General features: G+C 72.5%; 22 protein-coding genes. 6 read left to right on the top strand and 16 right to left on the bottom strand.

Annotation, left to right across the window (positions count from 1 at the left end; translation table 11 throughout):
* Positions 1–47: 47 nt before the first annotated feature.
* The 5 genes from AB0E02_RS30355 to AB0E02_RS30335 all read right to left on the bottom strand — a co-directional run bounded on the left by AB0E02_RS30355 (position 48) and on the right by AB0E02_RS30335 (position 3,806).
* Complete coding sequence (locus AB0E02_RS30355) at positions 48–1,148, bottom strand: methyltransferase (RefSeq protein ID WP_362145005.1); 1,101 nt, start codon at positions 1,146–1,148, stop codon at positions 48–50.
* 182 nt (positions 1,149–1,330) lie between these two features.
* Positions 1,331–1,462, bottom strand: coding sequence for a hypothetical protein (locus AB0E02_RS30350; protein WP_362145003.1), 132 nt, complete (start codon positions 1,460–1,462; stop codon positions 1,331–1,333).
* Positions 1,463–1,737: 275 nt separating this feature from the next.
* Positions 1,738–2,142, bottom strand: coding sequence for a hypothetical protein (locus AB0E02_RS30345; RefSeq protein ID WP_362145001.1), 405 nt, complete (start codon positions 2,140–2,142; stop codon positions 1,738–1,740).
* Positions 2,139–2,432 carry a DUF6415 family natural product biosynthesis protein gene (locus tag AB0E02_RS30340; RefSeq protein ID WP_362145097.1) on the bottom strand — a complete coding sequence of 98 codons (294 nt, stop codon included), beginning with the start codon at positions 2,430–2,432 and terminating at the stop codon, positions 2,139–2,141. Before AB0E02_RS30340 ends, AB0E02_RS30345 begins: the two co-directional genes overlap by 4 nt.
* Before the next feature lie 186 nt (positions 2,433–2,618).
* Positions 2,619–3,806: a helix-turn-helix transcriptional regulator gene (locus AB0E02_RS30335; protein WP_362144998.1), complete on the bottom strand. Its 1,188-nt coding sequence runs from the start codon at positions 3,804–3,806 to the stop codon at positions 2,619–2,621.
* A gap of 116 nt (positions 3,807–3,922) precedes the next feature.
* Here AB0E02_RS30335 and AB0E02_RS30330 point away from each other — a divergent pair, with 116 nt between their 5' ends.
* A complete protein-coding gene (locus AB0E02_RS30330) occupies positions 3,923–4,465 on the top strand; it encodes a flavoprotein (RefSeq protein ID WP_362144995.1) in 543 nt (180 codons plus the stop codon).
* Positions 4,466–4,486: 21 nt separating this feature from the next.
* Here the strand turns inward: AB0E02_RS30330 and AB0E02_RS30325 are convergent, their stop codons facing one another.
* On the bottom strand, positions 4,487–5,107 hold the full coding sequence (locus AB0E02_RS30325; protein WP_362144992.1) for a helix-turn-helix domain-containing protein: 621 nt from the start codon (positions 5,105–5,107) through the stop codon (positions 4,487–4,489).
* 187 nt (positions 5,108–5,294) lie between these two features.
* On the opposite strand from AB0E02_RS30325, the gene AB0E02_RS30320 reads away from it, so the two are divergent.
* Positions 5,295–6,479, top strand: coding sequence for an NAD(P)/FAD-dependent oxidoreductase (locus tag AB0E02_RS30320; protein ID WP_362144989.1), 1,185 nt, complete (start codon positions 5,295–5,297; stop codon positions 6,477–6,479).
* A 233-nt stretch (positions 6,480–6,712) separates the two neighbouring features.
* Here the strand turns inward: AB0E02_RS30320 and AB0E02_RS30315 are convergent, their stop codons facing one another.
* The 7 genes from AB0E02_RS30315 to AB0E02_RS30285 form a co-directional block, all read right to left on the bottom strand.
* On the bottom strand, positions 6,713–8,527 hold the full coding sequence (locus tag AB0E02_RS30315; protein ID WP_362144986.1) for an FAD/NAD(P)-binding protein: 1,815 nt from the start codon (positions 8,525–8,527) through the stop codon (positions 6,713–6,715).
* 88 nt (positions 8,528–8,615) lie between these two features.
* Entirely contained in the window at positions 8,616–8,759 is a 144-nt protein-coding gene (locus AB0E02_RS30310; protein WP_362144983.1) for a class III lanthipeptide, read from the bottom strand.
* A gap of 11 nt (positions 8,760–8,770) precedes the next feature.
* On the bottom strand, positions 8,771–8,848 hold the full coding sequence (locus AB0E02_RS30305; RefSeq protein WP_236680023.1) for a hypothetical protein: 78 nt from the start codon (positions 8,846–8,848) through the stop codon (positions 8,771–8,773).
* Positions 8,849–8,980: 132 nt separating this feature from the next.
* A complete protein-coding gene (locus AB0E02_RS30300; protein WP_355782455.1) occupies positions 8,981–9,058 on the bottom strand; it encodes a class III lanthipeptide in 78 nt (25 codons plus the stop codon).
* Between the two features lie 9 nt (positions 9,059–9,067).
* Positions 9,068–11,749, bottom strand: a complete 2,682-nt coding sequence (lanKC, locus tag AB0E02_RS30295) for a class III lanthionine synthetase LanKC (protein WP_362144980.1) — start codon at positions 11,747–11,749, stop codon at positions 9,068–9,070.
* Positions 11,746–12,447: a GNAT family protein gene (locus AB0E02_RS30290; RefSeq protein ID WP_362144978.1), complete on the bottom strand. Its 702-nt coding sequence runs from the start codon at positions 12,445–12,447 to the stop codon at positions 11,746–11,748. The genes lanKC and AB0E02_RS30290 overlap by 4 nt, the downstream gene beginning before the upstream one ends.
* Before the next feature lie 80 nt (positions 12,448–12,527).
* Entirely contained in the window at positions 12,528–13,793 is a 1,266-nt protein-coding gene (locus AB0E02_RS30285) for a beta-ketoacyl-ACP synthase II (protein WP_310724130.1), read from the bottom strand.
* 449 nt (positions 13,794–14,242) lie between these two features.
* Here AB0E02_RS30285 and AB0E02_RS30280 point away from each other — a divergent pair, with 449 nt between their 5' ends.
* A complete protein-coding gene (locus AB0E02_RS30280; RefSeq protein WP_030411458.1) occupies positions 14,243–14,422 on the top strand; it encodes a DUF5708 family protein in 180 nt (59 codons plus the stop codon).
* Positions 14,423–14,987: 565 nt separating this feature from the next.
* Here the strand turns inward: AB0E02_RS30280 and AB0E02_RS30275 are convergent.
* Positions 14,988–16,292: a helix-turn-helix transcriptional regulator gene (locus AB0E02_RS30275; protein ID WP_362144973.1), complete on the bottom strand. Its 1,305-nt coding sequence runs from the start codon at positions 16,290–16,292 to the stop codon at positions 14,988–14,990.
* Positions 16,293–16,808: 516 nt separating this feature from the next.
* Here AB0E02_RS30275 and AB0E02_RS30270 point away from each other — a divergent pair.
* Both AB0E02_RS30270 and AB0E02_RS30265 read left to right on the top strand, forming a co-directional pair.
* Complete coding sequence (locus tag AB0E02_RS30270) at positions 16,809–17,477, top strand: DUF1707 domain-containing protein (protein ID WP_362144970.1); 669 nt, start codon at positions 16,809–16,811, stop codon at positions 17,475–17,477.
* A 14-nt stretch (positions 17,478–17,491) separates the two neighbouring features.
* Positions 17,492–18,334 carry an ABC transporter permease gene (locus tag AB0E02_RS30265; RefSeq protein ID WP_362144967.1) on the top strand — a complete coding sequence of 281 codons (843 nt, stop codon included), beginning with the start codon at positions 17,492–17,494 and terminating at the stop codon, positions 18,332–18,334.
* 414 nt (positions 18,335–18,748) lie between these two features.
* Here AB0E02_RS30265 and AB0E02_RS30260 read toward each other — a convergent pair whose 3' ends face one another.
* Together AB0E02_RS30260 and AB0E02_RS30255 are read right to left on the bottom strand one after the other, a co-directional pair.
* Complete coding sequence (locus AB0E02_RS30260; RefSeq protein ID WP_362144965.1) at positions 18,749–20,479, bottom strand: thiamine pyrophosphate-binding protein; 1,731 nt, start codon at positions 20,477–20,479, stop codon at positions 18,749–18,751.
* Positions 20,476–21,717, bottom strand: a complete 1,242-nt coding sequence (locus tag AB0E02_RS30255) for an aldehyde dehydrogenase family protein (protein ID WP_362144963.1) — start codon at positions 21,715–21,717, stop codon at positions 20,476–20,478. Before AB0E02_RS30255 ends, AB0E02_RS30260 begins: the two co-directional genes overlap by 4 nt.
* Before the next feature lie 385 nt (positions 21,718–22,102).
* Between AB0E02_RS30255 and AB0E02_RS30250 the strand changes: the two genes are divergently transcribed.
* Complete coding sequence (locus AB0E02_RS30250; protein ID WP_362144960.1) at positions 22,103–23,377, top strand: helix-turn-helix transcriptional regulator; 1,275 nt, start codon at positions 22,103–22,105, stop codon at positions 23,375–23,377.
* Positions 23,378–23,858: the final 481 nt, after the last annotated feature.

Genomic DNA, 23,858 nt, shown 5'->3' with positions numbered 1-23,858 from the left:
CCCCTCCCGTTGGTGGGGGGAGAGGCCGGTGAGGGCTGGGGCCCGCCCTATCCCGCGGCCGGGTTCACCACGTCGCTTCGCCCTCTCACCCACACCCGTTCGCCGGTGCTGCTGACCGTCAGCCCCATCTCGGCGTCAGGGGGACGATCCAGCTGGTCCCACTCCCGCCAGGCCGCCTCCACGCCACTCCACAGACTGCGGCTCCCGAACTCGGTGACGGTGCCGTCCGCGTCCGCGATGGCTCCCGACCCTCTGCCGTCCTGCACCCACACCCTCAGCCGGCCGCCCTCCCGCCCTTCGACGAGAGCGACGCCCGGCAGGCGGGCGCCCGCGTACAGCGCGAACCCGGGCGTGAGCGTCTCCTGCGGCGGCACCGCTGTGGTGCGCGAGCGAGGTGCTGACGTATCGGGAGCAGTGCCACCGGTGCCCCGGTGCGAGCGCATCGGCATGTAGGTCGCCGTCCCCGCGAAGGGACCGGACGCCGTCCCGTCCTCGTCCCGGGTGAGGCGCACCAGGGACCCGCACCAGAAGTCCCCCACTCTGGGCGCCACCAGCACCCCGCCCCGCCGCAACTGCGTCACCAGCTCGTACGGAACCTGGCGCACGGCACAGGTCACGATGATCCGGTCGTACGGTGCTCCCTTCCGCCAGCCGTATGCGCCATCGGTGACGACCAGACGCGGCCGGTGCCCGGCGGCCGACAGAAACCGCTCCGCCTGTGCCGACAAGGACGCGTCGATCTCCACGCTCGTCACGTACCGAGCTCCCAGCCGGGCCGACAGCAAGGCGGCGACATACCCGGTGGCGGTGCCGATCTCCAGCACGTTCTGGCCGTCGTACACATCGAGCAGGTGCAACATCCGCGCGACCATGGACGGCATGCTGTTGGACGAGGTGGCGACGCCGGGGCCGTCCTCCGCCCCGTCGTCGACCTGCGTGATCACGGGTTCATCGGACGCGACCAGGGCGGCCCGCTCTTCGGCGGTCATGACCGGGCGGCACCGGTCGGGGTCCTGCCGCCAGATCCGCGCGGGCAGATAGGCCGCACGCGGGGTCCGCTCCCACACGGCGCGCCACTCCGGGCTCAACAGACCGCGCTCGTCCAGAAACCGAACGAGCGCGGCGTGCCCCCTTTGGGGGTCGGTCATCGGCTCACGCCACCTTGGGACGGTCGCCGTCGGGGGAGGGCGGGGTCGGCGGAGGGGTCCACGGCTTGTCCGAGGGCGCGCCGCCGTGCTTACCGTCGTCGTCCGTCATGTGCGGTACGAGCACGGTCTCCTCCTACTGGTCGGGTTCTCGTTCTCCGTCTGCCCCCAGGTGGGGGTGACTGTCAGCCCTCTTCGGACGCCGACTCACCGACGAGGAAGCCCCGCAACGGTGGCCGATCCTCACCACCGACCACAGCTTCCGCGGCCCTCATGGCGGCCACGAGATCGGCGTACTCGGGACGGGTCCACTCCATGGCGTTCCTTTCGTCGGGGAGCCTGACCGCTCAGCTTTCGGGCGTCAGGCTCTCTGTTGGTGTCTACCCTTCCGGCGGGAGCAGTGGTGTCTTCGCGGCACGGCGGATGCCCACGCGCCTGCCAAGGATGCGAGCGACACCTTCGGGGAGGAGGAGCTCGACTCCAGGAGCGCATCGGACGCAACACGTCACCGTTCTCAGCGGCCCCGACGCCGAGTCGAGGAGCACATCCCGCAGCATCAGCGTGCTGCCGCAGCCGCAGCGCGTGGAGGCGGTCACCGGTCACCTCCTGCGCAGCCGACCGCCAGGGCGGCGCGGGCCCGACGATCCGTCTCGCCGAACGTGGTGACCGTCCAGCCGCCGGCCTCGACGATGCGCCGCTGGAAGACAAGGCGGTGCGTGGTGTCCGTGGCAAGCCGACCCCAGTTGTGGACCAGACACAGCACCTCGCGCCGGCACGCCTCCGCCCGCATGGTGTCCACCAGCGCGGACAGGCACGGCCGGTACGGGCTCAGGGCGTCGGCACCACGGTCGATCCACGCGCCGCCCGCCAGCGCCCAGCCCATCCCGTCCGCGTAGGCGTGACACCCCGTCATTCGCATCTCCAGCTGACTGCGGGCCCGCAACCCACGACTCGCGCACCGGTCGTAGACGAACGCCAGTGGGACCACCGCGCTCATCGGCCGACCTCCGCCGGGCACTGGTCGAGCAACCACTGACACTCGCGAGCGAGAGCACGCACCTGCATCTGCGCGGACATCAGCCCGTCACCGAGACCGACAGCGGTCTGGTAGCGGATCGCCTCCAGCCGGGCACGCCGCAGCTCCCGGTCCGGGCTGCCAAGGCTCCGCCGCTCGGTCTCGTGCGCAGCCGCCCAGAGGGCGGTGATGACGTGGAGCAGCGCCTGCTCCAGCAACACCAACTCGTCATAAGGCGGGGGCGGACCGGGGCACAAGGCGCGCCCGATCATTGCGCCGATCGCCTCCGGGCCGATCGGCCTCCCGTGCAGGGACGCATTGACATCGTCAGAGCCCCGATTCTCGGTTCGCACAGCCGTTGCCTCCCACGCTGTCCGCTCAGCCACAGGGCAACGGTGCCGCGCGCGGATATCCACAACGCTCACAGACATGTGAGCGTCAACAGCATTCCGTGCCGGCTACATGCCGATCCAGGCGGCCAGGTGGCCCAACGTGTCCGGGGTGCGACGGGCCTGATGCACCAGGCCGCTGATGGTCTCCCGCGCACCAGGGTGATACCTGGTCTGCTCCGGGGCGGCCTTCCGTGCCGCAACAAGACTGCACAGCGCGGCGGTTGGACGTCCCGTCTCCATCTCCGAGCGGGCCCGGTCGATCAGGTAGTGCGCACGCCGAGACGTGGCAAGACCGGCTGGCAGCCTGACCTCTCGGGCTTGGCTCAGGGCGTCGTCGTACAGGCGCATCTCGACCGACGCGGACATCGAGTGCAGTTCCACGTTGGTCGGGCCGAAGGACAGCCAGTGCACTTCGCTGGCATCGCCGGTCCGTTCAGCGCAGACGGACGCCTGCTCCAGGTGCCCTTCCACGACCGCGCGATTACGGGCTCCGGCGCGGGCGGCAATGACGGCGGCCCCCAAGTGCAGTTGCCCATTGACGGCGATCGACTCGCGGGTGCCCAGGTCGTCGATCAGCCCGCGTCCGGCACGGATGAGTCGTTGGCCGATCGTGTACTCGCCCTCGCGGAAGTACACCAGGGCCCTCATGTACTGGCGGACCGCGGACAGACAGGGGTCAGAAGCCCGCTCGGACGCCCAGGCCATGCGGTCCAGGGCCACGCTGGACAGGTCGTAGTAGCCCAGCTTGACGGAGATGTCGTGGGCGGTTCGATAGGTCGACGCCAGCGCCTGCCACAGTTCGGTGGTGGGAGCAGTCCACGCTGCCGAGGTCATCTCGGTGATCAGCGACGGCAGTTCGGTGGCCGCCTTCCGTAGACGTGTCGCACGGACAGCCCGGCACAGCAGGTCGGCCGCTTCCACGAGTTGTGCGGTCGGCCGAGGGCGCACGGCAGGGTCGGCGCCGAGATCGTAGGTGTCCAGTGCCTCACGGATCGGCCGTACGAGGGCGGCCAGGCGGTCCTTCTGGAGTTCGGTCACGTACGGCTGTCCGGTCAGTACGGTGACGTCGATCCGGAGCACCCTCGCCACCGCGGCCACGAAATCCGGCGTGGCGGCCCGCGCCCCGCACTCGACCTGGTTCACGAGGCTGTACGAGTACGGGAGAAGCGCGGCGAGTTGCTTCTGCGTGAGGTGGGCCAATCTGCGCTGCTCTTTGATGCGTGCGCCGGTGTGGTCTTCGTCGTGTGAAGACATACTGGTCTCCAGTTCCTCGCAGCCCCTTGGAACATACCCGCCACACACCGGGCGGGTGACCCTCTGCCCCGAACAGCGAGGGATAGGGGACAGTTACGTGTGGTGGGATGGCCCGCATGACGCGCCCGGTCCTGTACTTGTTCGGCTCCGCAGCACCACCCGTGCACGAGTTCCCCGCCATGGTGCGACGCGCGCTCGCCGAGGGATACGACGTGTGCGTGGGGCTGACGCCGACGGCGGCCCGCTGGCTTGCCGGCGACCGTGCCGCGCTGGAGGAGCTGACGGGCCGGCCCGTACGGTCCACGTACAAGAACCCCGGCGAGCCTGACGTCTGGCCGCCGGCCGACGTCATCCTCTTCGCCCCGGCCACGTTCAACTCGGTGAATCAGTGGGCGCTCGGGCTCACCGGTCACTTCGTCGTCGGGGTGGTGGCCGAGGGCATCGGCAAACGGATCCCGACGGTGGCCATGCCCTGCGTGAACGCGGCATACGTTCAGCACCCGCAGTTCGAGCTGTCCGTGTCCACACTGCGGGGAGCCGGGGTGACCGTGCTCTACGGGCCCGGCGGCTTTGAACCGAATCAGCCCGGTCAGCGCCGCCCCTACCCGTGGGACGCGGCGTTCAGCGAGATCGCGGGGATCGTCAGCGGTCAGCCGTAATTCTGGTGATTCCGGCCGCCCTTACCCGTCCCGCTCCCCGCCCCGCTCCCCCTCGCTCCCTCCCCCGCGCGCCAGCGGAGTAGCACCCCAGCCCCGTTCCAGTAGGGCGAACAGGTCGCGTACGGCCTGGGCCGGGTCGGCGCTGGTGCTGGCGAGGCTGGGGATTTCGAGGGCGAAGCGGGCGAGGGCGGTGATGGCGAGGTCGTCCGGGGGCAGCCCGGTGGCGTCGGCGAGAGCGGCGGCCAGTGCCTTCTCGTGGCGCGACCACATGCGCCGGGCGGCATCCCGCAAGGCGGGGGTGGATTCGACGAGGACGAACATGGGGTCGTCGGTCCGCAGCGCCGTACGGGTCTGTACCAGGTGGTCGCGCAGGGCGTGCAGGGCGGGCCGGCCGGGGGCCCGGTCGCGGACCGCGGCGACCAGGGCGCTCTCGATGTCCGCGTCCAGGTCGAAGACGAGGGCTTCCTTGCTGGGGAAGTGCTTGAAGAGCGTGCTCAGCGAGACGTCGGCCGCCTCGGCCACCTCGCGGACGCCGACGTTGTCGTAGCCGCGTTCCGTGAACAGCCGCAGTGCGGCATCCGCCAGCGCCTGCCTGGTCCGGGCCTTCTTGCGCTCACGGCGCCCGGTCGTCGTCTCGGCCATGGCCCCCACCCTACCCCACCTAAGGGGATTCGATTGGAAAGGCGTTCCGATTGGAAATCGGATCGGTTGTACTTTTGTAGTTGCTGTGCTTCTGTGGGTGGGGTGAGCCACCGGAACGCACCTCACTGCCGGAGCCCGGGGCTGGCAGCACGCACTCTCTCGATCCGTGGAACGGAGCTTGGCCCTCATGTCCAGCAAGTCCTCTACGTCCACCACGTCCACCACCCCCCGCATCGCGATCGTCGGCGCCGGTCCCGGTGGTCTCGTCTGCGCGCGTGTCCTGCAGCAACACGGCGTGCCGGTCACGGTCTTCGAGCGCGAGAACGACCCCCACTCCCGCTCCCAGGGCGGCACCCTCGACATCCACGAAGAGACCGGCCAGGCCGCCCTGCGCTCAGCCGGACTGTTCGACCGGTTCCTCGCGTTGTCCCGGCCCGAAGGCCAGCGGTGGCGGCTGTACGACCGGCACGCGGCGCTGATACGTCACGACCTGGCCGGCGAGGGCGATCTGAGCAGGCCCGAGATCGACCGCGGCCGGCTGCGCGCCCTCCTGTTGGCCTCCCTCGCCCCCGGCACCGTCCGCTGGGGCCACGGGGTAAGCGCCGTCACCCCGCTGCCCGACGGCACCGCCCGCCTGCACCACCACGACCACACCACCGAGGACTTCGACCTGGTCGTCGGCGCCGACGGCGCCTGGTCCCGGGTACGCCCCGCGCTCTCCGGCGCCCAGCCCTCCTACGCCGGGATCACGATGGTGGAGCTCCACTTCGACGACGTCGACCACCGGCACCCCGGCATCGCCCGCCTGGTCGGCGCCGGCACGATGTCGGCCAAGGCGGGCCGCCGCAGTCTGGTGCTGCAGCGCAACAGCAACGGGCACGTCCGCGGCTACGTCATCTTCCGCGGGCCCCAGGACTGGCACACCGGCCTCGACCTCGCCGACGCCGACGCCGTACGCGCCCGCCTCCTCGCCCAGTACCAGGGCTGGGACGAGAGCTTGCTGGACATCCTGCGCGACAACGAGGGCGCTTTCGTCAACCGCCCGATGTTCGTCCTTCCCGTTCCCCACACCTGGCAGCGCGTCCCCGGCATCACCCTGCTCGGCGACGCCGCCCACCTGATGCCGCCCGCGGGCGTCGGCGCCAACCTCGCCCTGCTCGACGGCGCCGAACTCGCCGGGGCCGTCATCGGCCACCCCACCCTCGACCAGGCCCTCGACGCCTACGAGAACGTCATGCTGCCGCGCGCCGCCGAGGAAGCGAAGACCGCCCAGCAGATGCTCACCAGCCTCATGCCCGACACCGACTCCGACGACGCCGCCTTCCCCGGCACCCAATGGCCGTCCGGTACCGGCTCCACGCCCACGCGGTAAGCGGATCACGGGCGCCCCACCGGTCTTACCTTCCCCCTCAACGGGAGGGGACGGGCCGGAGGGGCCGGTTGTGTGGACGTAAAGCGTCAGCAGTCCACACCACCGGCCCCGGAGGCCCGTCACCGCACCCGACACCACCCAGCCCGCCGCTGGGGGTACCTCCCACGCCCTTTAGGCAGTGGGGGAGCAACGGCGAGCGAGCCCCGCGGCGCCGCAGACGGGTACGTGGGGAATCAGGCATCCGCCAGCAAGCGCCGCGCCACCGCATCGTTCTGCCGGAAGAAGATCGCGTCCGTGCCCGGCCGGGGGAACTGGGCCGGGCCGACGATGACGCGGTCGTGGTGGGTGGTGCCGTGGGCATCGACCGGGTGCAGGTCGGGGCCGGACAGGCGCAGTTCGCCGGTCGGGGTGCCGTCCTCCGCACGGGCCTCGGTGAGTTCGCCGCGGGAGAGGAGGGCGCGGAGCAGGGGGTCCGCGATGCGGTCCGGGGTGGGGGCCGACAACCGGGCGTCGAGGAGGAGGGCGGCCTCGTGGGCGGCGCCGGGCACGGCGGGGCTGGTGGCGCGGAAGACCGGGACGGTGGCGTCCGTGGCCGACGTCGTGGTCTCCACCCGCATCTCCGGGCCCACGAACACCACCACCCCCGCCTCGGCCAGGGCGAGCAGTTGCTCGGCGCGCAGGGGCGGCGGACCGGAGCTGAGGTATGTGCCGAGGGCGAACCGGGTGAGCGCGTCCGTCAGCTGGTCACCGGCCAGGTCGCCGGAGCGCCACAGGTCCTCGATGACCGCGCCGGTGCGCTGGAGGCCGTCCACCAGGGCGGTGGTGACGGCCCGGGCCGGGCCGGTGCGGTGGTGGTGGGTCTCGGCGAGGTGCGTGTGCAGCCAGCGCTGGAGGCCGTCGGTGTCGGGGAAGCGGCGGCCGGCGAGCGGGGCGGACAGGCGGTCGAGGTCGAGGCGGTCGGCGGGGTCCGGAACGGCCTCGCGGGCGAGCTTGGCGAGGCGGTCGGCGTCGGTGAGCAGCAGCGCGTACTGGGCGTCGAAGTCGTCCCACGTCATCCGGGTGCGGTCGGGCTGTTCGGCGAAGAGCGCGCGGTAGTGGCACCAGCCCAGCTCGGCCAGGACCAGCGGCCAGACGTCGCGGCCGAAGGTGGCGCCGGGCCGGGACAGCCGGGCGCGGCAGGCCTCCGCAGTGGCGAAGCGCGGCGCGGCGGGGCGGGCCGGTGCGGCGGCGCGGGCCGGCTTCGGCGGGAGCGGGACACCGCGGCGGGAGCCCGCGTACAGGCGGGGCTCGCGACCGGAGGGCAGGTAGCGGAGCCGGCCGTCCGGCGTACGGTCGAAGCGGCCGCCGCGGCCCTCCGTCAGCAGGGCCAGGCAGTCGATGAAGACCAGGCCGAGGCCGCGGACGACGACCGGCGCGCCGGGCGGGATCGCGGCCAGGGCGGCGGGGTCGGCGGGGCCCGGCCCGATGCGGGTCAGCCCGGACGGTGCGGGCTCGGTACGCACGTCCGGATGTCCTTGCGCGAGGACCACCCGGTCGGCGAGGAAGGGTGGTTCGGCGGAGTCGAGGACCACTTGCTGGCGGGTGCCCGGTGCCGCACCGTCCACGGGTGTCCGGCGCAGGTCGATCGCCCGCGCCCGGTGGACGTACAGGCGGACCGAGGAGGGCCGCCCGGCCGTCACCGTCTCGAAGAAGTGGCGCAGATAGCGGCCCTGGTCGCGGCGGGCGGCGTAACCGCCGTCGTGCAGCGGGCCGGTCAGCCAGTCGGCGGTGGTGGGGCCGGGGCGCGGCGGGCCGGCGCAGGAGACGCTCGGGTCGGGGTAGAGGGTGACGTGCTCGGCGGCGGAGTTCATCCACAGCAGGCCGGGCTGGTCGGTGCGCCAGGTGCGGCCGGCGCCCGGCGGGTACGGGTCGACGAGGTGCAGGTCCAGGGGCCGGTCGCCGTACAGGGCGGGGACGTTGGCGAGGATCCGCTCGACGAGGGAGGTGCCGCGGGGGCCGCAGCCGATGATGCAGAGGGAGCGGGCCGCCGGACCCGTGCGGTCGTTCAACTCGGCTCTCCCCCCGAGGAGTTGGGCTTCGCGGAAAAAGGACACCCGGTGGCCCCGTGCCGGGAGCACGGGACCACCGGGCATCGGGTCAGCAGCCGGTGCTGACGGTGGAGCCGAGCGCCTGGGCCTCACGCTCGCCCGGCACCTCCAGACCCTGAAGATCCATGACAGTCATCTCGAACCCCTCCCTTCCGTTGTCCGTTCCGGATGCGTACAGTGCGTAGGACGACACCGAACTCGGTGTCAGCAGCCGCCGCTGACGGTGGAGCCGAGCGCCTGAGCGTCACGCTCGCCCGGCACCTCCAGACCCTGAAGATCCATGACCGACATGTGAACCTCCCTCCGGGGGGTGAGCAGGAGTGGTGGACAGCGCTACTGACGTATCAGGTGCCATTGCGGGACACCTGGACCCGACGGGCCGTGCAATGACGGTGCACGGCCCGTCGGCGTCATTCAGCAGCCGGTGCTGACGGTGGAGCCGAGCGCCTGGGCCTCACGCTCGCCCGGCACCTCCAGACCCTGAAGATCCATGATGGTCATTTACGACACCTCCCTTCCGTTGTCCGCAGTGCCCGCCGACCCGGTCGGGACGGTGGGGGTCGTGGTGCCGTGGGCACCACGGGCGCGCTCCGGGACGGCCGGTGAACCGGCCGCGGCGGACCGCGGGTCAGGGAGGAACGGGAGCAGTGGTGTGCCCCGTTCGGCGGCGGAGAGCGCCAGCAGTACGCCGGCCCCGCCGGTGGCCACGTCCATGGAGATCCGGGCCCGGCCGTCACAGGGGAAGACCGTTGCGCCGTTCAGCGTCATGGCGTGCTGGTGGAGATTGGTCAGATGGCGGCCCAGGTACCGCTCGGCGGTCTCCGGCGGCCAGGGGGCCTGCGCGCGGAGGGTGGCGAGGGTGCCGATGAGACCGGCGCGGCCGCCCCACAGGCCCGACTCGATGACGAAGTCGGAGGAGCAGGCCCGGAGCAGACCCGGTAGGGCCTCGCGGAGCCGGGCGTCGTCGCGGTGGCGGAGGAGTTCGGCCGCCACCAGGGCGATGCCCGCGCTGCCGTTGTCGAGGTAGGGCAGCAGGCGGAATCCCTCGTCGACCTGGAGGGTGTCCTGCGGGCCGGTGCCACAGCGGTCGAGGTCGCGGTGGACCGCGCGGACCGCCTCGTCGAGCAGGGCGGCATCGCCGGTCGCCCGGTGGGCGCGGAGCAGGAAGAGCGCGGGGCCCGACCAGCCGTACATCAGGCCGGCGGCGTGGGTGGAGCCGCGCCGGCGCTTGTGCTCGACGGGTTCGGTGCGGGCCGTGGCGAGCCGCGCGGTGACGCGGTCGGCGAGGCCGAGGGCCTGCTGCCGCAGGGCGTCGTCGTCCAGCGCGTCGGCGAAGTGCAGGAGGTTCAGGCCGACGCCGGACAGACCGCGGTAGAGGCTGGGACAGTGGCGTACGGAGAGCCGGTCGGCGGCCCGGTCGAGGGCCTTGAGGGCTCCTTCGTGGTCGCCCAACTCCCTTAGTACGTAGGCGATTCCGTGCAGGCCGTCGTAGAAGCCGATGCGTTCGGCGGGGACCCGGTCGACGGCGGCGCGCAGCCAGGCCGCGCCCTCCTCGTCGCGTTCCCCGAGGGCGGTGTGGCGGGCCCACAGGACGCCGGCGGCGCCGTGTGCGAAGCCCGCGCCGCCCTCGGCGAACTGCGCGAAGTCGCCGGGGTGGAGCCGGTCGGTGCGGTGCGGGGTGGCGCTGTCGCGCAGGCCCCGGCCGATCGAGGTCAGGATGTCGGAGGGCGGGAAGGTCTCCGGCAGGCTGCGCAGCGGCGACGTGGTGTTGTCGTTGGGGGCGAGCTGGGGAGCGAGCCGGGACACCAGGTGGCCGGGGAGGCCGAACCTGCGGGCCGCGGTGTCGAGCAGTGCCGACGCCTTGTCGGGGGCCAGACCGCCGAGCGCGGCGAGCGGCAGGAAGAGCCACAGGGCGATCGCGGCCAGTGCGTAGTGGTCGCCGTCCGCGCCGGTGGCGTCGGCCCGGTGGAAGCCGGGGGCGCCGAGGCTGCTGGGGGTGGCCAGGTCGATCCCGTCGGCCACCTCGAAGTCCAGGAGGACCGGGACGTCGCCGGGCTGGATGATGAAGTTGCCCGGGTGCAGGTCACCGATGCGGACCCCGCGGTCGTGCACCGAGGCGATCAGCTGCTCGATCCGGCCGAAGAGGGCCAGGGCGCGGTCCCGGTGGGCGGCCACCGCCGCCTCGTCGGGTTCGGGGACGGTCAGCGGGTAGATCCCGGCGAGCCAGGACTGGAAGTCCTGCCCCTCGATGTCCTCCAGGACCAGGAAGAGGTGCTCGCCGGCCTGGAAGGTGCCGAAGGTGCGGGGGATGCCGGGCAGTCCGGCCAGGCGGGTCAGGATCCGGTGCTCGTGGGCGAGCCGGGCGATCGCGTCCCGGCCGACGCCGTCGGTGCCCGAGTACGGCCGGCCCTCCTTGAGGACGACGCTGCGCCGTCCGGCGCCGAGGGCCTGTTCGCCGACCGGTTCGGCGCGGTAGACGCCGCCGCCGTGCGAGAAGTGCAGCGCGCCGGTGATCCGGTACGGGAAGTCGTCCACGGCCTGCCGGGCGGCCAGCGAGTCCTTGAGGACGTCGGGGACGGTGACCCAGTCGGGGGTGTGGAAGACCGGGGTGCGGCGGTCCGGTTCGAGCGTCCCGTCGGGGCGCCGGAAGGCCGTGACCAGCTCGCCGTCGGCGTCCTCCACGTAGCGGGTGCGGAATCCGCCGTAGCGGACGTACAGCGGGCCCTGGCGGAAGCGCAGGTCGGTCAGGACGTACGGGCCGGGGCGGCCGCCGATCAGCGCGTCCAGTCCTTCGAGCGTGCGGGCCAGTTCGGCGTCGTCCGCGGGGTAGACGGTCAGCAGCTTGCCGGCGGAGGAGCGCTGGGCGTACTTGCGGCTCAGGGCGCGCAGGACGTTGGCGCTCTTGAGGTACTTGAAGGCGATGCCGTGCCGGGCGCAGTAGTCGGCGACGTCGGCGATGGTGCGGGGCGCGTCGTCGGGGGACGCGCTGACGTGGATCTTCCAGCCCTGGTCGGGGAGCCGGTCCTGGGGCGGACGGCAGAAGGTCCAGGCCTCGTTGTCGTCGCGGGTCCAGCCGTCGGGCAGCGGCGGGGCGGGGAAGCGGGTGGCCTCCAGGTCCCAGTTGCCGGGCCAGTCGAAGAAGGTGCGGTCGGCCAGGGCGAAGCTCTCGGCGCCGTCTCTCATGCGGCACCCCGCTCGGCCGGCACGACCTCGCCGAGGGTTTCGGCGTCCGGTTCCAGGTAGGGCGTGAGCGCGGTGCGGCCGGCCGTGGCGAGGTGCGCGGCGAGCACCGCCCGGGCCTGCACCTTGTCGTCCTCGGACACGAAGTCCGCCAGCCCGACGGCCAGTACGCGGTTGTCCTCGCTGGGCTTGAGCGAGGCGTAGTGCTCCTCGCGCAGCAGGCCCCACACGATGGCGTCGTGGTACTCGCCGTCGAGGTAACAGTGGTCCCGCAGGATGCCTTCGACCACGAACGGGGTCTTGGTCATCAGCCGGATGATGCCCTTGTTGTAGCCGGCGGTGGTGACCTGCACGCGGTGGGCGTCGAGCTGGTGGAAGAGGTAGTCGACGAGCAGGACGACGGCCTCCGCGCCGTAGCCGCGGCGCCACAGTTCGGGCGAGCCGATCGCGCCGCCGACGGTCCAGCCGCCGATCCGGCCCGAGCGCTGGTAGCTGACGGTGCCGATGCGGGTGCCGTCCTTGGTGCGGATCACCAGGTGGTGGACCCGGCCGGAGCGGTTGGCCTGCTCGACCTCGGTGGCGCCCAGCAGCTCCCAGTCACCGCTGAGCACGGCCGCCGGCGAGCCGGGGCGCAGCCAGGAGGCGATCGCGGCCCAGTCGTCGTCGCCGGGCCATTCCAAGGTCACCAGTCGTCCCTGCATGGTGCGTCTCCTCCTTCAGTGGTCTCGTGGGTCAGCGGGTGCGGTCGTCACGGGTGCGGTGCCCGGGGGCGCGTACGGGGTCATGTGCGGTAGCGCTTCAGGACGAGGACGGCGTTGTGGCCGCCGAAGCCGAACGAATTGCTCAGCACCACGTCGCCGTCCCACTCCCGGGGGCCCTTGACGACCAGGTCGAGGTCGTCGTCCTCGGGGTGGTCGCAGTTGCGGATCGGTGGGATCGTGCGGTCCCGCAGCGAGAGCGCCGCGGCGGCTGCCTCGGCGGCCCCGGACGCGCCGAGCATGTGCCCGGTCATGCTCTTGACCGCGGTGACCGGCGTACGGCGCAGCTGGTCGGGGCCGAGCACTTCGCGCAGCGCGGCCGCTTCGATGCGGTCGTTGAGGACGGTGCCGGTGCCGTGGGCGCTGACCTGCCCGACGTCGCCGGGGGTCAGGCCCGCGTCGGTGAGCGCCCCGCGCATCGCGCGGACCGCGCCGGCACCGGTCGGGTCGGGGGCGGTGGCGTGGTGGGCGTCGGTGGTGGCGGCGTAACCGGCGACCTCGGCGAGGATCGTGGCACCGCGGCGTTCCGCGTGGCCGGCCTCCTCCAGGGTCAGGACGGTGGCGCCGACGGCCATCACGAAGCCGTCGCGGTCCCGGTCGAAGGGCCGGCTGGCGCCTTCGGGATCGTCGTTGCGGCGGGACAGCGCCCGGGCGTTGGCGGTACCGGCCAGGTCGGCGGCGGTCAGGGAGTCGTCCGTGCCGCCGGCCAGGACCACGTCGGCCCGGCCGTGGCGGATCAGTTCGGCCGCCTCGCCGAGGGCCACCGCGCCGGTCGCGCAGGCCGCGGAGACCGCGCAACTGGGGCCGCTGATGCCGTACTTGATGGACAGCAGGCCGGCCGGGTGGTCGATGGCGGTGAGGACCGAGTGGTACGGGGAGACCCGCCGCGCGCCCTGGTTCTTGAGCACGTCGTACTGCTGCTGGATGGCGTGGGCGGCGCCGTAGCCGGAGCCGATCACCGCGGCGAAGCGGTACGGGTCGACGTCGGCCCTGGGTTCGAGGCCGGCGGCCCGCATCGCCTGGCCGGCGGCGACCACCGCGTACTGCGTGAAGAGGTCGGTGCGCCGGACCTCCTGCGGGGTGAGGAAGCCGGAGCCGGCCGGGTCGAAACCGGTGAGGTCGCCGCCGATCCGGACCGGAAGTCCGGAGGTGTCGAAGCGGGTGAGCGCGGTGACACCGCTACGGCCGGCGAGGAGGGCGGTCCAGAAGTCTTCGGTGGTGTTTCCCACGGGGGACACCACCCCGCAGCCGGTGACGACGACGCGCCGCCGATCCGTGCGTAACTCCATGAAACGCCTCCTGTTTTTCTGCCCCGTTGTCACGCTCGGGGCGTCCTCATGACCAGAAACATGACAGCCGAGTCATCGGCTTGTCAACAGGTTGCGCGGAAGGCGGTCAGTCATGACTCGCGGGCGAGACGGGCCATCAGGCCTCGCACCAGCGGAAACGCTCTCAGAGTCATGACAGAGCGAGTCAGGAAAATTGACTAGGGCGGCGGTTCGAGGGGGCGGAAGGGGGCCGGGTCGCGGTGGGCGGGCTACGTGGGGGCGCACGCCCCGCGGCCCCCGGGTAGGGCCCGGCGTACATAGAAAGTGACAGACCGCGGGCGGGAAAGTGCCTACCTGCGGACGATCCGGAGGCTGCCTCGCGACGGGACGCTGGTGACTACCACCGCCCCGCGCCGACCGGCCGGGGCGCCAACACCGGACCATCACCGGGCGAGGAGACGAGGGAACCGATGAAGGGTTTTGCGGTAGGCATTGTTCTGGCGGTCATCGGGCTGGTCCTGTGGCTGACCACAAAGGAAGTCGAGACGCCGATCTTCTCCCTGTCCAAGGCGGGACTCATCCTGGCGATCGTGGGCGGCGCGGAGGCACTGTTCGCACTGCTCGGATTGGGAAAGAAAGCTAATAAATGAATGCGTCAATTACCCGCAATAACGACATAAGGGCATAACGGCCCAGGGCCCATAGCGCCGCCGCGGCGTCTTTCCGTCCCGGCGGTCGCCGGGCCACTTTTGCGACCGGTCGCACCGCAAATTCCGTTCACCGGCCACGCATATGTGGGACGCGGCCTTGCTTTTGCGCTCAACCACCGTGGTGCCGATGCGGCCGTCCGCCGGGCTTTTCCGGCCGCCGGCCGCGCATCTGCGATTGCCGGGTTTGCTTTCGCATTCGCCGGGTGCCCGCGCCGGGCCGCTTTCGCCCTCGCCGGACGTCTTCGACCGGCCCTCTCACGCCCTCCTCGGAGCGACGTCAGAGCGGCTTCGGAAGGACGTCGGAGCGACTCCTGAGTGACATCACAGCTGCCGCAGAGCCGGCGACGGGGCCAGCTGCTTGGCTGCGGAGAGGGCTACGGAGAGAGCTGTGCGAGGGCGGGCGGATAGAGCTGAGTGAGGGCTACGGAGAGAGTCACCGAGCGAGCCGCGCGAGGGCTGCTTCGGAGCTGATCCAGAGCTGCTTCAGGGCCGCTCCAGGGCCTTCTCAGAGCTGCTCTTGCGGCTGCCGGTCACGGCTTTCGGCGAGCTGGACGAGCCGTTCCCGGGCCCGCTCGGCGTGCCGGTACGCCTGGGCCCGGCGGAACAGGTCGGCGGCCTGCCGGTAGTGCCCGGCCGCCCGCTCACGGTCCCCCACCCGCTCGCACGCCGCCGCGATCTCCTGGAGCGCGGCGGCCTTCTCATGGCTGCGGCCGGTCTCGGGTAGCGCGGCCAGCTCCTCGCCCAGGGCGATCAGCCGGTCCCGGTCGCCGGCCGCCTCCGCGCAGACCGCGTCCGCGGTGGTGAGCCAGAGCGGGAATTCCGGCTCTTGCGCCACCGAGGCGACCACCAGCCCGCGTTCGACGATGCTGCGCGCCGCCGCCGGCTCACCGCGGTGCAGCAAGAGCAGGGCGTACTGGCCGTTGACCTTCTCCCACAGCGGGAATCCGGCGGCCGGGGTGACCCGGCGCGCGCAGGCGCCCAGCAATTCGGCGGCGCGCTCCCACTCGCCGCGGTCGCGCAGCGCGAGTGCCCGGTGCAGATCGATGGTGGCGCGCGGCCCGGGAAGGATGCCGTCGGCCGGCGGGCGGGGGTGCTCGGGCTCGGGGGCCCAGTCCGGGCAGCCGCTCCAGTAGGCGCAGCGGGTGAGCACGTCGAGGACGAGCAGCAGGTGGAAGCCGGTGCCGGGGCCGGTGGCCGGGCCGGTGCCGGGGCCCTGGGCGGTCCGGCGGTCGGTGCATTCGAGGTAGCCGGTGAGGGCGTAGCGCAGTCCGTCCTGCACCCGGCCGGCCGATTCCAGCAGGTCGGCGAGGGCGATCAGGGCGCGCAGCCGGGCCTCGGCGTACGGCGCGGGGGCGAGGGTGTCCAGCATCCGCAGCAGGACGTCGGCGCCCTCGTCGGCGCGGCCGAGCGAGCCCAGTATTTCGGCAATGGCGAGCTGCGCCTCGGTAAATACGTCGTCCTGCCGGCCGGCGGGCTCCATCGAGGCCAGTGCGCGGAATTCTGAGAGCGCTCCCTCGGCGTCGCCGCCCTCCCATTGCCGGCGGGCCGCGACCAATCGTCCGACCAGGTCCAGGCGGCGGGCCAGGCCCGGACTTTCGGCCGGCTGGGGGCTGCTGGAGATTTCGTCCACGCCGACGCCGAGGCGGGCCGCGAGGATCTTGAGCGCCCGGCCACTGGGAATGCGCTTCCCGCGCTCGACCAGCGAGATGTAGCTGGACGACATTTCGGACCCGGCGAGGTCGTGCTGTGTCATTCCCGCGCTGACCCGAAGCTCTTTGATTCGCCGCCCGGTGTCCGCCAGCTCAGGCATTCGACAAACCCTCCGGATTTCGAACAGTGGATGACTCCGGCCGGTCGGATCAAATCGCCGAGTCACAATGAGTGCTGGGTACTTTACCAAGTAGTCAAGAAGAAGTCGACCGATATTCGGATTCCTTCACCGTTCTTCACCGGGGGTCACCGAGATCATTTCCCGCGTGACTACGGGAGCGGAAAACCGGCCGCCGAGTACAGCAAAGCCGGGGAAGTCCGCGTCCGCCGGTCCGCCGATCTCCCGGCACCGCCGCGACCGGCCGCCCCTCCTCACGGGAGACCCCGCCGCTTGCACCGGGGAACCCTGCCGACCCGCGCATGCCGCGTACAGCGCGTACGCCATGGGTACGCCACGAGTACGCCCCGGGTCCGCCGCGTACGCCGAACTGTGTGGCCGGGTCCGCGGGTCAACCTTTCGATGTAGTACCCCGCGGCGATGCCCGCGCCCCGCGCGACGTGGTGCGATGAGCACGCACACGCCCCACCACCGCCGGACTCCGCGGAGGCACCATCCATGACCCAGCCCCATCGTCCCGACCTCACCAAGGATGTGGCCTCCGCATCCGCCTCCCCCGCCCCCTCCGCGGCCGCGCGCTCGGTGCTGGCGTCGGACGCCGAGCGGGAGGCCATGGTCGAGCGGCTCAGGGAAGCCACCGCGGAAGGGCGGTTAACCCTCGAAGAGCTCGCCGAGCGCTCCGAGGCGGCGTATCTCGCCCGGACGCGTGAGGAGTTGGCGTCCGTGGGCGAGGACCTCCCCCATGTCACGGCCCCGCCGACCGCCGGCTCCGGACAGCGCTCCTTCCGCGCCCTCGTCGGCGACCTCGTCCACCAGAGCCCCGCACTGGAACACGGCATCGAGGCCACCGCGGTCCTCGGCGACATCACCCTCGACCTGTGCTCCTCCCCCGCACCGCCGACCGGTGAGCTCACCATCGTCGCCAAGGCGCTGGTCGGCGATGTGCATCTGCTGCTCCCCGAGGGCGTCCGGGTGGAGATGAACTGCAGCAAGGTCTTCGGCGACCTCCGCGATCTGACCCGGGCGCACTCCGGGCCCGAATCCGTCACCCCGCGCGTCCGCGTGAACGGCTCCGCCGTCTTCGGCGACATCATCGTCGCGCACCCCAGCAGCGACCGCCGCTCGTACTGGCAGAAGTGGCTGGACGAACGCCGCGGCCGGGCCTGACCGGAGGAGCAGCCGTGACGACCCTTCAGGCCGCGCCCCGTCCCGAGGCGCCCGCCGCCCTCCTCGACGAGGGCCGGATCGGGCTGCGCGCGACGGCCCGGCACACCGGCGCGCTGGTCCGCCGCAACCTCCTCCAGATCCGGCAGAACCCGGAGTCGATGACCGACGCCCTGCTGATGCCGATCGTGCTGACGCTGCTGTTCGTCTACGTCTTCGGCGGGGTGATCGGCCGCGGTGGCAGCCGCGCGCAGTACACCGCCTTCCTCGTGCCGGGCCTGATGGTCATCCTCGGCATGACCATCGCCATGGCCGTCGGCACCGGCGTCAACGACGACTTCCGCAGCGGTGTGATGGACCGCTTCCGTACGATGCCGATCGCCCGCTCCTCGATACTCCTGGCCAAGGTCGTGGTGGAGACGGGCCGGATGCTGGTCGCCATCACGGTCCTGCTGATCGTCGCCGCGCTGCTCGGGTTCGACTTCTCCGGCCGCTGGCCCGGTATAGCCGCGGCCATCGGTCTGACCACCCTCTTCGGCACGTCGCTGATCTGGATCTTCATGCTCCTCGGCCTGACCCTGCGCACCGCACAGGCCATCCAGGGGCTCTCGGGGGTCGTGCTGACCCCGCTGCAGTTCGCCTCCTCGATCTTCGTCTCGCCCACGACGATGCCGGACTGGCTGGCCGCCTTCACCCGCGTCAACCCCCTGACCCACATGGCCGACGCGGCCCGCGGCCTCGCCCTGGGCGAGGGGCCGGTGGCCGGCCCGGTGCTCTGGACGGTGGTGTGGTCGGTGGGCCTGACCGCGCTCACCGCCCCGCTGGCCGTCACCAAGTTCCGCCGCAAGACCACGAGCTGACACCGATCCGTACGAAAGGGAGCGCATCCCCGTCACGCCTCGGCGTGGCTCCCCGTACGAAGAAGACGTGGACCGGCCCCGCCCCCGGCAACCCCCGAGCCGGGGAAGGGGCCGGCCCACGCACGCCCTTCCGGCCTTGCGCGCCGTAGATGCCCGGCGTAGATGTCCGCTCCATGGATGCCCGGCCGTAGATGCCCGCTCGGGAGATGCCGGGCCATGGATGCTCACCCCGTAGACCCCCGGCCGTAGATGCCCGGCTGTAGGTGCCCAGCCCGTAGATGCCCGGCCGTAGGTGCTCGCCCGTAGGTGCCTGGGCGCCGTCCCGTACAGGCCCCCGTTACGCACGCAGGGGCCGCGCCGCCGATGGCAGCGCGGCCCCCAGATGCGTACCGGGTGCCGGGTTCCGGCCGGTGGCTAGGCTTCCGCCTCCTCCGCCCGTTCCGGGAAGTCGCCCGCCGCGCCCGTCATCCCCGGTGGGGTGTCCGCCAGCGCGACCGCCACCTCGACGACGGACGTGGTGCCGGCGGCGACCTCGCGCCAGGCCGCGGCCAGTGCCTCGGGCAGCCGGTCGGGGTCCGTCACCCGGCGGTGGTTCAGGCCGTAGGCGCTGGTCAGGCCGTCGGTGCCGGTGGGCCGGGGGCGGGTGAAGGCGAAGCGGGAGTCCGGGCCGGAGATCCGGTCGAGGTTGGACTGCAGCCAGCCGTAGCCGCCGTTGTCCAGGACGACGTAGAGCACGGCCGCGCCGGCGTCCGCGACCGTCGGCAGTTCGGCGCGGAAGAGGTGGAAGGCGCCGTCGCCCACCACCGCGACCACGGGGCGCCCGGCCGGCTCGGCCAGCCGTACGCCCACCGCGGCCGCCGCGCCGAAGCCCAGCGGTGTCTGCTCGCTGGGGACGACGGAACCGCCGCCGGCACCGAGCGCGTAGTGCGGGAAGAAGTACGACCACATGTCCTGCAGGCCGTTCTCCTGGACGAGGACCCGGCCGGCGGGGACGGCCCGCTCCAGCTCGGCCAGCACCCGGGCGACCGGGACGGTGCCGTCCGGCGCCCGCTTCCCGGCCTCCTCGGCCCGGTCCGCGGCCCGCTGCGCCAACGCCGCCCGCACGGAGCGGACCCGCTCGGCCCAGGCCCCGTCCGGCCGGTGCCCGTCGAGCAGCCCGGCCCAGCCGTCCACGGTCGCCGCCACGTCCGCCAGGACGTAACTCCCCGGACGGTCCAGGACCAGGCTCTCCTCGCCCAGGACGGCCTGGACGACGGGGAGTTGGTCCGCGCCCTCCGGCCAGCCGAAGGTTGCCGTCTCCTCCAGGCGGCTGCCCAGCGCGACGACCAGGTCCGCCTCGCGCCACAGGGCGTCCACGGGCGCGACGGTGTAGAGGCCGCTGACGCCGCAGTGCAGCGGGTGGTCCTCGGCGACGGTGCCGCGGCCGGAGGCGGTGGTGAAGATACCGGCGCCCAGCCGCTCGGCGAACCGTTCGATCCGGCGGTCCGCGTTCCGGTGCCGGGCGCCCCCGCCGACCAGCAGCAACGGCCGTTCCGCCGCGGCGATCCGGGCGGCGGTCGCGGCCAGCGCGGCGGGGTCGGGGGCCGGCCGCTGGGGCACGGCCGGGCGCCAGGCGCCGGTACGGGGGACGGGTTCGCCGGCGATCTGCTCGGCGAGTTCGACGTAGACCGGGCCGGGCGTGCCGTTGACGGCGAGCGCGGCGGCCTTCTCCAGGGCGCCCGGCAGCCGCTCGGCGTGGTCGACGCGGACCGCCCACTTCACGTACGGGCGGACCGCGGCCAGCTGGTCCAGCTCCTGGAAGGCGCCGGTGCCGACCCGGTCCAGCCGGGTGCCGTCGGCGATGAGGATCAGCGGTACGGCGGCGGAGCGCGCCTCCAGCAGGCCGGTGAGCGCATTGGTCACCGCCGGGCCCTTGCCGATCACGCAGACCCCGGGGCGGCCCGAGGCGAGCGCGTAACCGGTCGCCATGAAAACGGCGTTGCGCTGGTCGCGGCAGAGCACCACCCGGATGTCGGAGTGTTCCAGCGCGCCGAGCGGCGCCATGTCGTCACCGGGCAGCCCGAAGACCGCGGTGGTGCCCAGGTGGTGGAGGTGGTCGGCGATCGCCGCCCAGGCGGACGGGTGGGCCGCGGTGTCCTGGCTCATCGGTCACCGCCCGGGCGGTAGGCGGCGACGGCCTTGGAGACCAGGACGGGCTCGGCGCGCACCTCCTGGCCGTCGGAGATGTAGTTGGCCATCCGGCCGTAGCCGCCGAAGGGGGCGTTGCCGTCGTCGATGGACAGCAGGGTGGTGTCGAGGGTGACGGTGGTGCGGCGGCGCAGCGCCTGGACGAGGGCGGGGGCGTGGCCGTAGACGCTGGAGCCGAGGGCGCGTTCGGTGAAGGTGCCGGTGGTCAGGGTCGCGGCGAGCGCGTCCTCGTCGCGGTAGGAGGCGACGTTGAAGATCGGGGCGAAGAACTCCGGCACGTGGGTACGCGGGGTGACCTCGTCACCGACGACGACGGTGGGGTCGAGGCGGCGGGCCCGGAAGTCGACATGTCCGCCGTGCACGATGCCGCCCCGGTTGCGGGCGAGGAACTGTGCGCCGTCCTCCAGCGCGTTCTCGTAGAAGATCGGCCCGAAGTCGGCGTCCGGGTCGGTGTACGGGCCGTAGCGCAGCCCCTTCAATTCGCCTACCAGGGCGTCCACGAACGGGTCGAGCAGCGACTCGTGGACGCTGAAGAGGTCCGGACCCAGGCAGTCCTGGCCGGTGTTGAGCACGCGGATGGCGAGCGCGTCGCGGGCGGCCCGCTCGACGTCGGCGCCGGGGGCGACCACGAACGGGTTGACGCCGGAGCCGAGGAAGAGGAACAGCTGCCCGGGGGAGAGCCGGGCGCGGATCTGCTCGGCGTTGGCGTAGGCGCCGGTGAAGACGACGACATCGGCCGGGCTGACGTGGTCCTGGAGGAACTCGCGCTGGCTGGCGGTGCTGAGGGTGATGGGCAGGCGGTGCTGCTCGGCGAGCAGGGCGTGCAGCCGGCACATCTGGTCCTTGACGCGGCTGGAGGGGCGGAAGACCAGCCGCTCGGTGTAGAGGGCGGGGACCAGGAGGTAGAGGGCGTAGGAGTAGAGGATGACGTTCGACGGCATGAAGGCGGCCAGCCGGGGGACGCGACCGGGCCGGTGGGTGGCCACCTCGTCCAGGGCCCCGTCGAGGGTGGCGATGGTGGACTCGATCTCGTAGCGCGCGGCGCGGTGGGTGGAGATCTCGCACAGCAGCGCGTGCACGGTGTCGGCGTTGTCCACCAGAAAGTCCCGGACCCGGTGCACGGCCGCCGCGCGTCGGCCGTCGACACGGTCCTCCGGCTCGGCGGCCACGGTCGGCCATGCGGGAGCGGAGCTCATATGTCCCTCCTCGGGGCGTAGTCCATGGAGGGTCAGCGTCAGCCAATTGTCATTTATTGTCAAGTAAAGTCATTGTACTCGACTGCCCATTGTGACAAGCGCCCCTCGCCACACCCCGTCCGCAACCCCTGCCACGGACCCGCCGATCCCCGCCCCACGGGCCCGAACACGCCTCCGAACTGTCGCAATACCCGTCGCGCCAGCAAGAGGAATACCTACCTCCGTAAGTGACAAAAAATGACTCCCCGGCGGAACGAAGGTCGTCCACAGGGGCCCCCGGGCGGGCGTCCGGTGAGTAGACTCCCCGTCATCACGTTCCACCGTCCGGCGCCGTCCGTACACCGTCACTGTCCGTCCACCCAACTCAACTGCGAGCGATTCCTTGGTGATTGAGCAGCCTGTTTTCGGGAAGCGAGTGCGGGAGGTCCGCCGCGCGCAGGGCCTGTCCCAGGGGGACCTCGCCGGGGGCGATCTCTCGCCCAGTTACGTCTCGCTGGTCGAGAACGGCCGCCGGATCCCGAGCGCCAAGATCGCCCGGTCGATCGCCGAACGGCTCGGCACCACCGTCGAGGCGCTGAGCGCCACCGAGGAGCCCGGCGCCCGGCTGTCCGAACGCCTCGGCCTGGTCGGCCAGTTGGTGGCGGCCCGCGCCAGCCAGCTGGCCGGCGACTGGGCGGCGGCGCGCCGCCAGCTGGAGGCCGTGGTGGAGCAGGCCGGCGGCGCCGACCAGGACGAGGTGCGCTGGGAGGCGCACTGGGAGCTGGCCACCGTCCTCGGGCGACTGGACGATCCGGCCCGCCATGAGGTCGCACTGCGCCGGCTGCTCGACGACCCGCTCACCCGCACCGCGCCGGTGCTGCACGCCCGGGTCGCCATCGAACTCGCCCAGCTGCTGCGCACCGAGGGCCGCCTCCCCGAGGGCGTCCGCTTCGCCGAGGAGGCCGTACGGGTCACCGTCGACCTGGAGCCCGGCCGCCCGGAGCGGGCCCAGGCCCGGATGGCGCTGCTGTCCGCGTCCGTCGACAGCGGCGAGTGGAGCCGCGCCGAACAGCTCGGCACGGAGCTGCGCGCCGAGGCCACACCGCTCCCGGCCGGCGAACTGCGGGCCGGCGCCCTGTGGGCGGTGGCCGGTGCGCAATATCTGTCCGGTCACCCGGACGAGGCCCTGGAACTCCTCACCGAGGCCGAGGACCAGCTCGCCACCACCGACGGCGTACGGCTCCGCCTCCGGCTGGCCCGCGCCCGCACGCTGCTCGCCCTCGCGGCGGGCCCGGCGGACGAGGCGGACGCCCTGCTCACCCGCGCCCGGCAGGCCACGGCACTGGTCGGCACCCCTTCGTCCCGGACCTGGCTGGCCGTGCTGGAGACCGCCGCGGCACTGCGCCACGACGACGGGCCGGCGGCCGCCGAGCACGCCGCGAAGATCGACCTCACGGCCGGAGACCTGTCGCCCCTCGACCGGGCCCGCTGCCTGCTCCACCTGGCCCGCGCCCACCGCGCGGACCACCACGAAGAGGCCGCCGAGGCCGACTTCAAACTGGCCGCCGAAGGCTACGAACAGGCCGGCGCCTTCCGCCTGGCCCTGGAAACCTGGCGCGAACTCACCGCGGGCACGGGCCGCACGGAGGGCACGGATCCGCATGCGGTGCTGATGCCGTAATCCTCCCCACGTACTTGGCCGTCCCGCCACGGGGCTCGCCGTTGTGCGCTTTGCGGCGCCCCCGCACGTAGCCGTCTGATCCGCCGCGGGGCGTCTCGCCGTTGCGCTTTGCGGCGCCCCCGCACGTAGCTGGCTGTCCCGCGTGGGGGTTGCCGTTGTGCGCTTTGCGGCGCCCCCGCACGTAGCCGTCTGCGGCGTCGCGGGGCGTCTCGCCGTTGCGCCTTGCGGCGCCCCCGCACGGACTTGTCTGCTGCGCCGCGGGGCTCGCTCGCCGTTGCGCTTTGCGGCGCCGCCGCACGTACTCGTCTACTGCGCCGCGGGGCTCGCTCGCCGTTGCGCTTTGCGGCGCCCCGCACGTACCCGTCTCCCTCCCGCCGTGGGGTTTCTCGCCGTTGCGCCTGCGGCGGGCGGGTGGTGTTTCGGGTGCGGTGACGGACCTCCGGGGCCTTGTTCGTGGACTGCTGACGCTTTACGTCCACGA

Source organism: Streptomyces sp. NPDC048196, assembly GCF_040652715.1.
In the GTDB taxonomy this organism is placed as follows: Bacteria; Actinomycetota; Actinomycetes; order Streptomycetales; family Streptomycetaceae; genus Streptomyces; species Streptomyces siderophoricus.
This window is presented reverse-complemented; position numbering and strand designations above follow the sequence as displayed.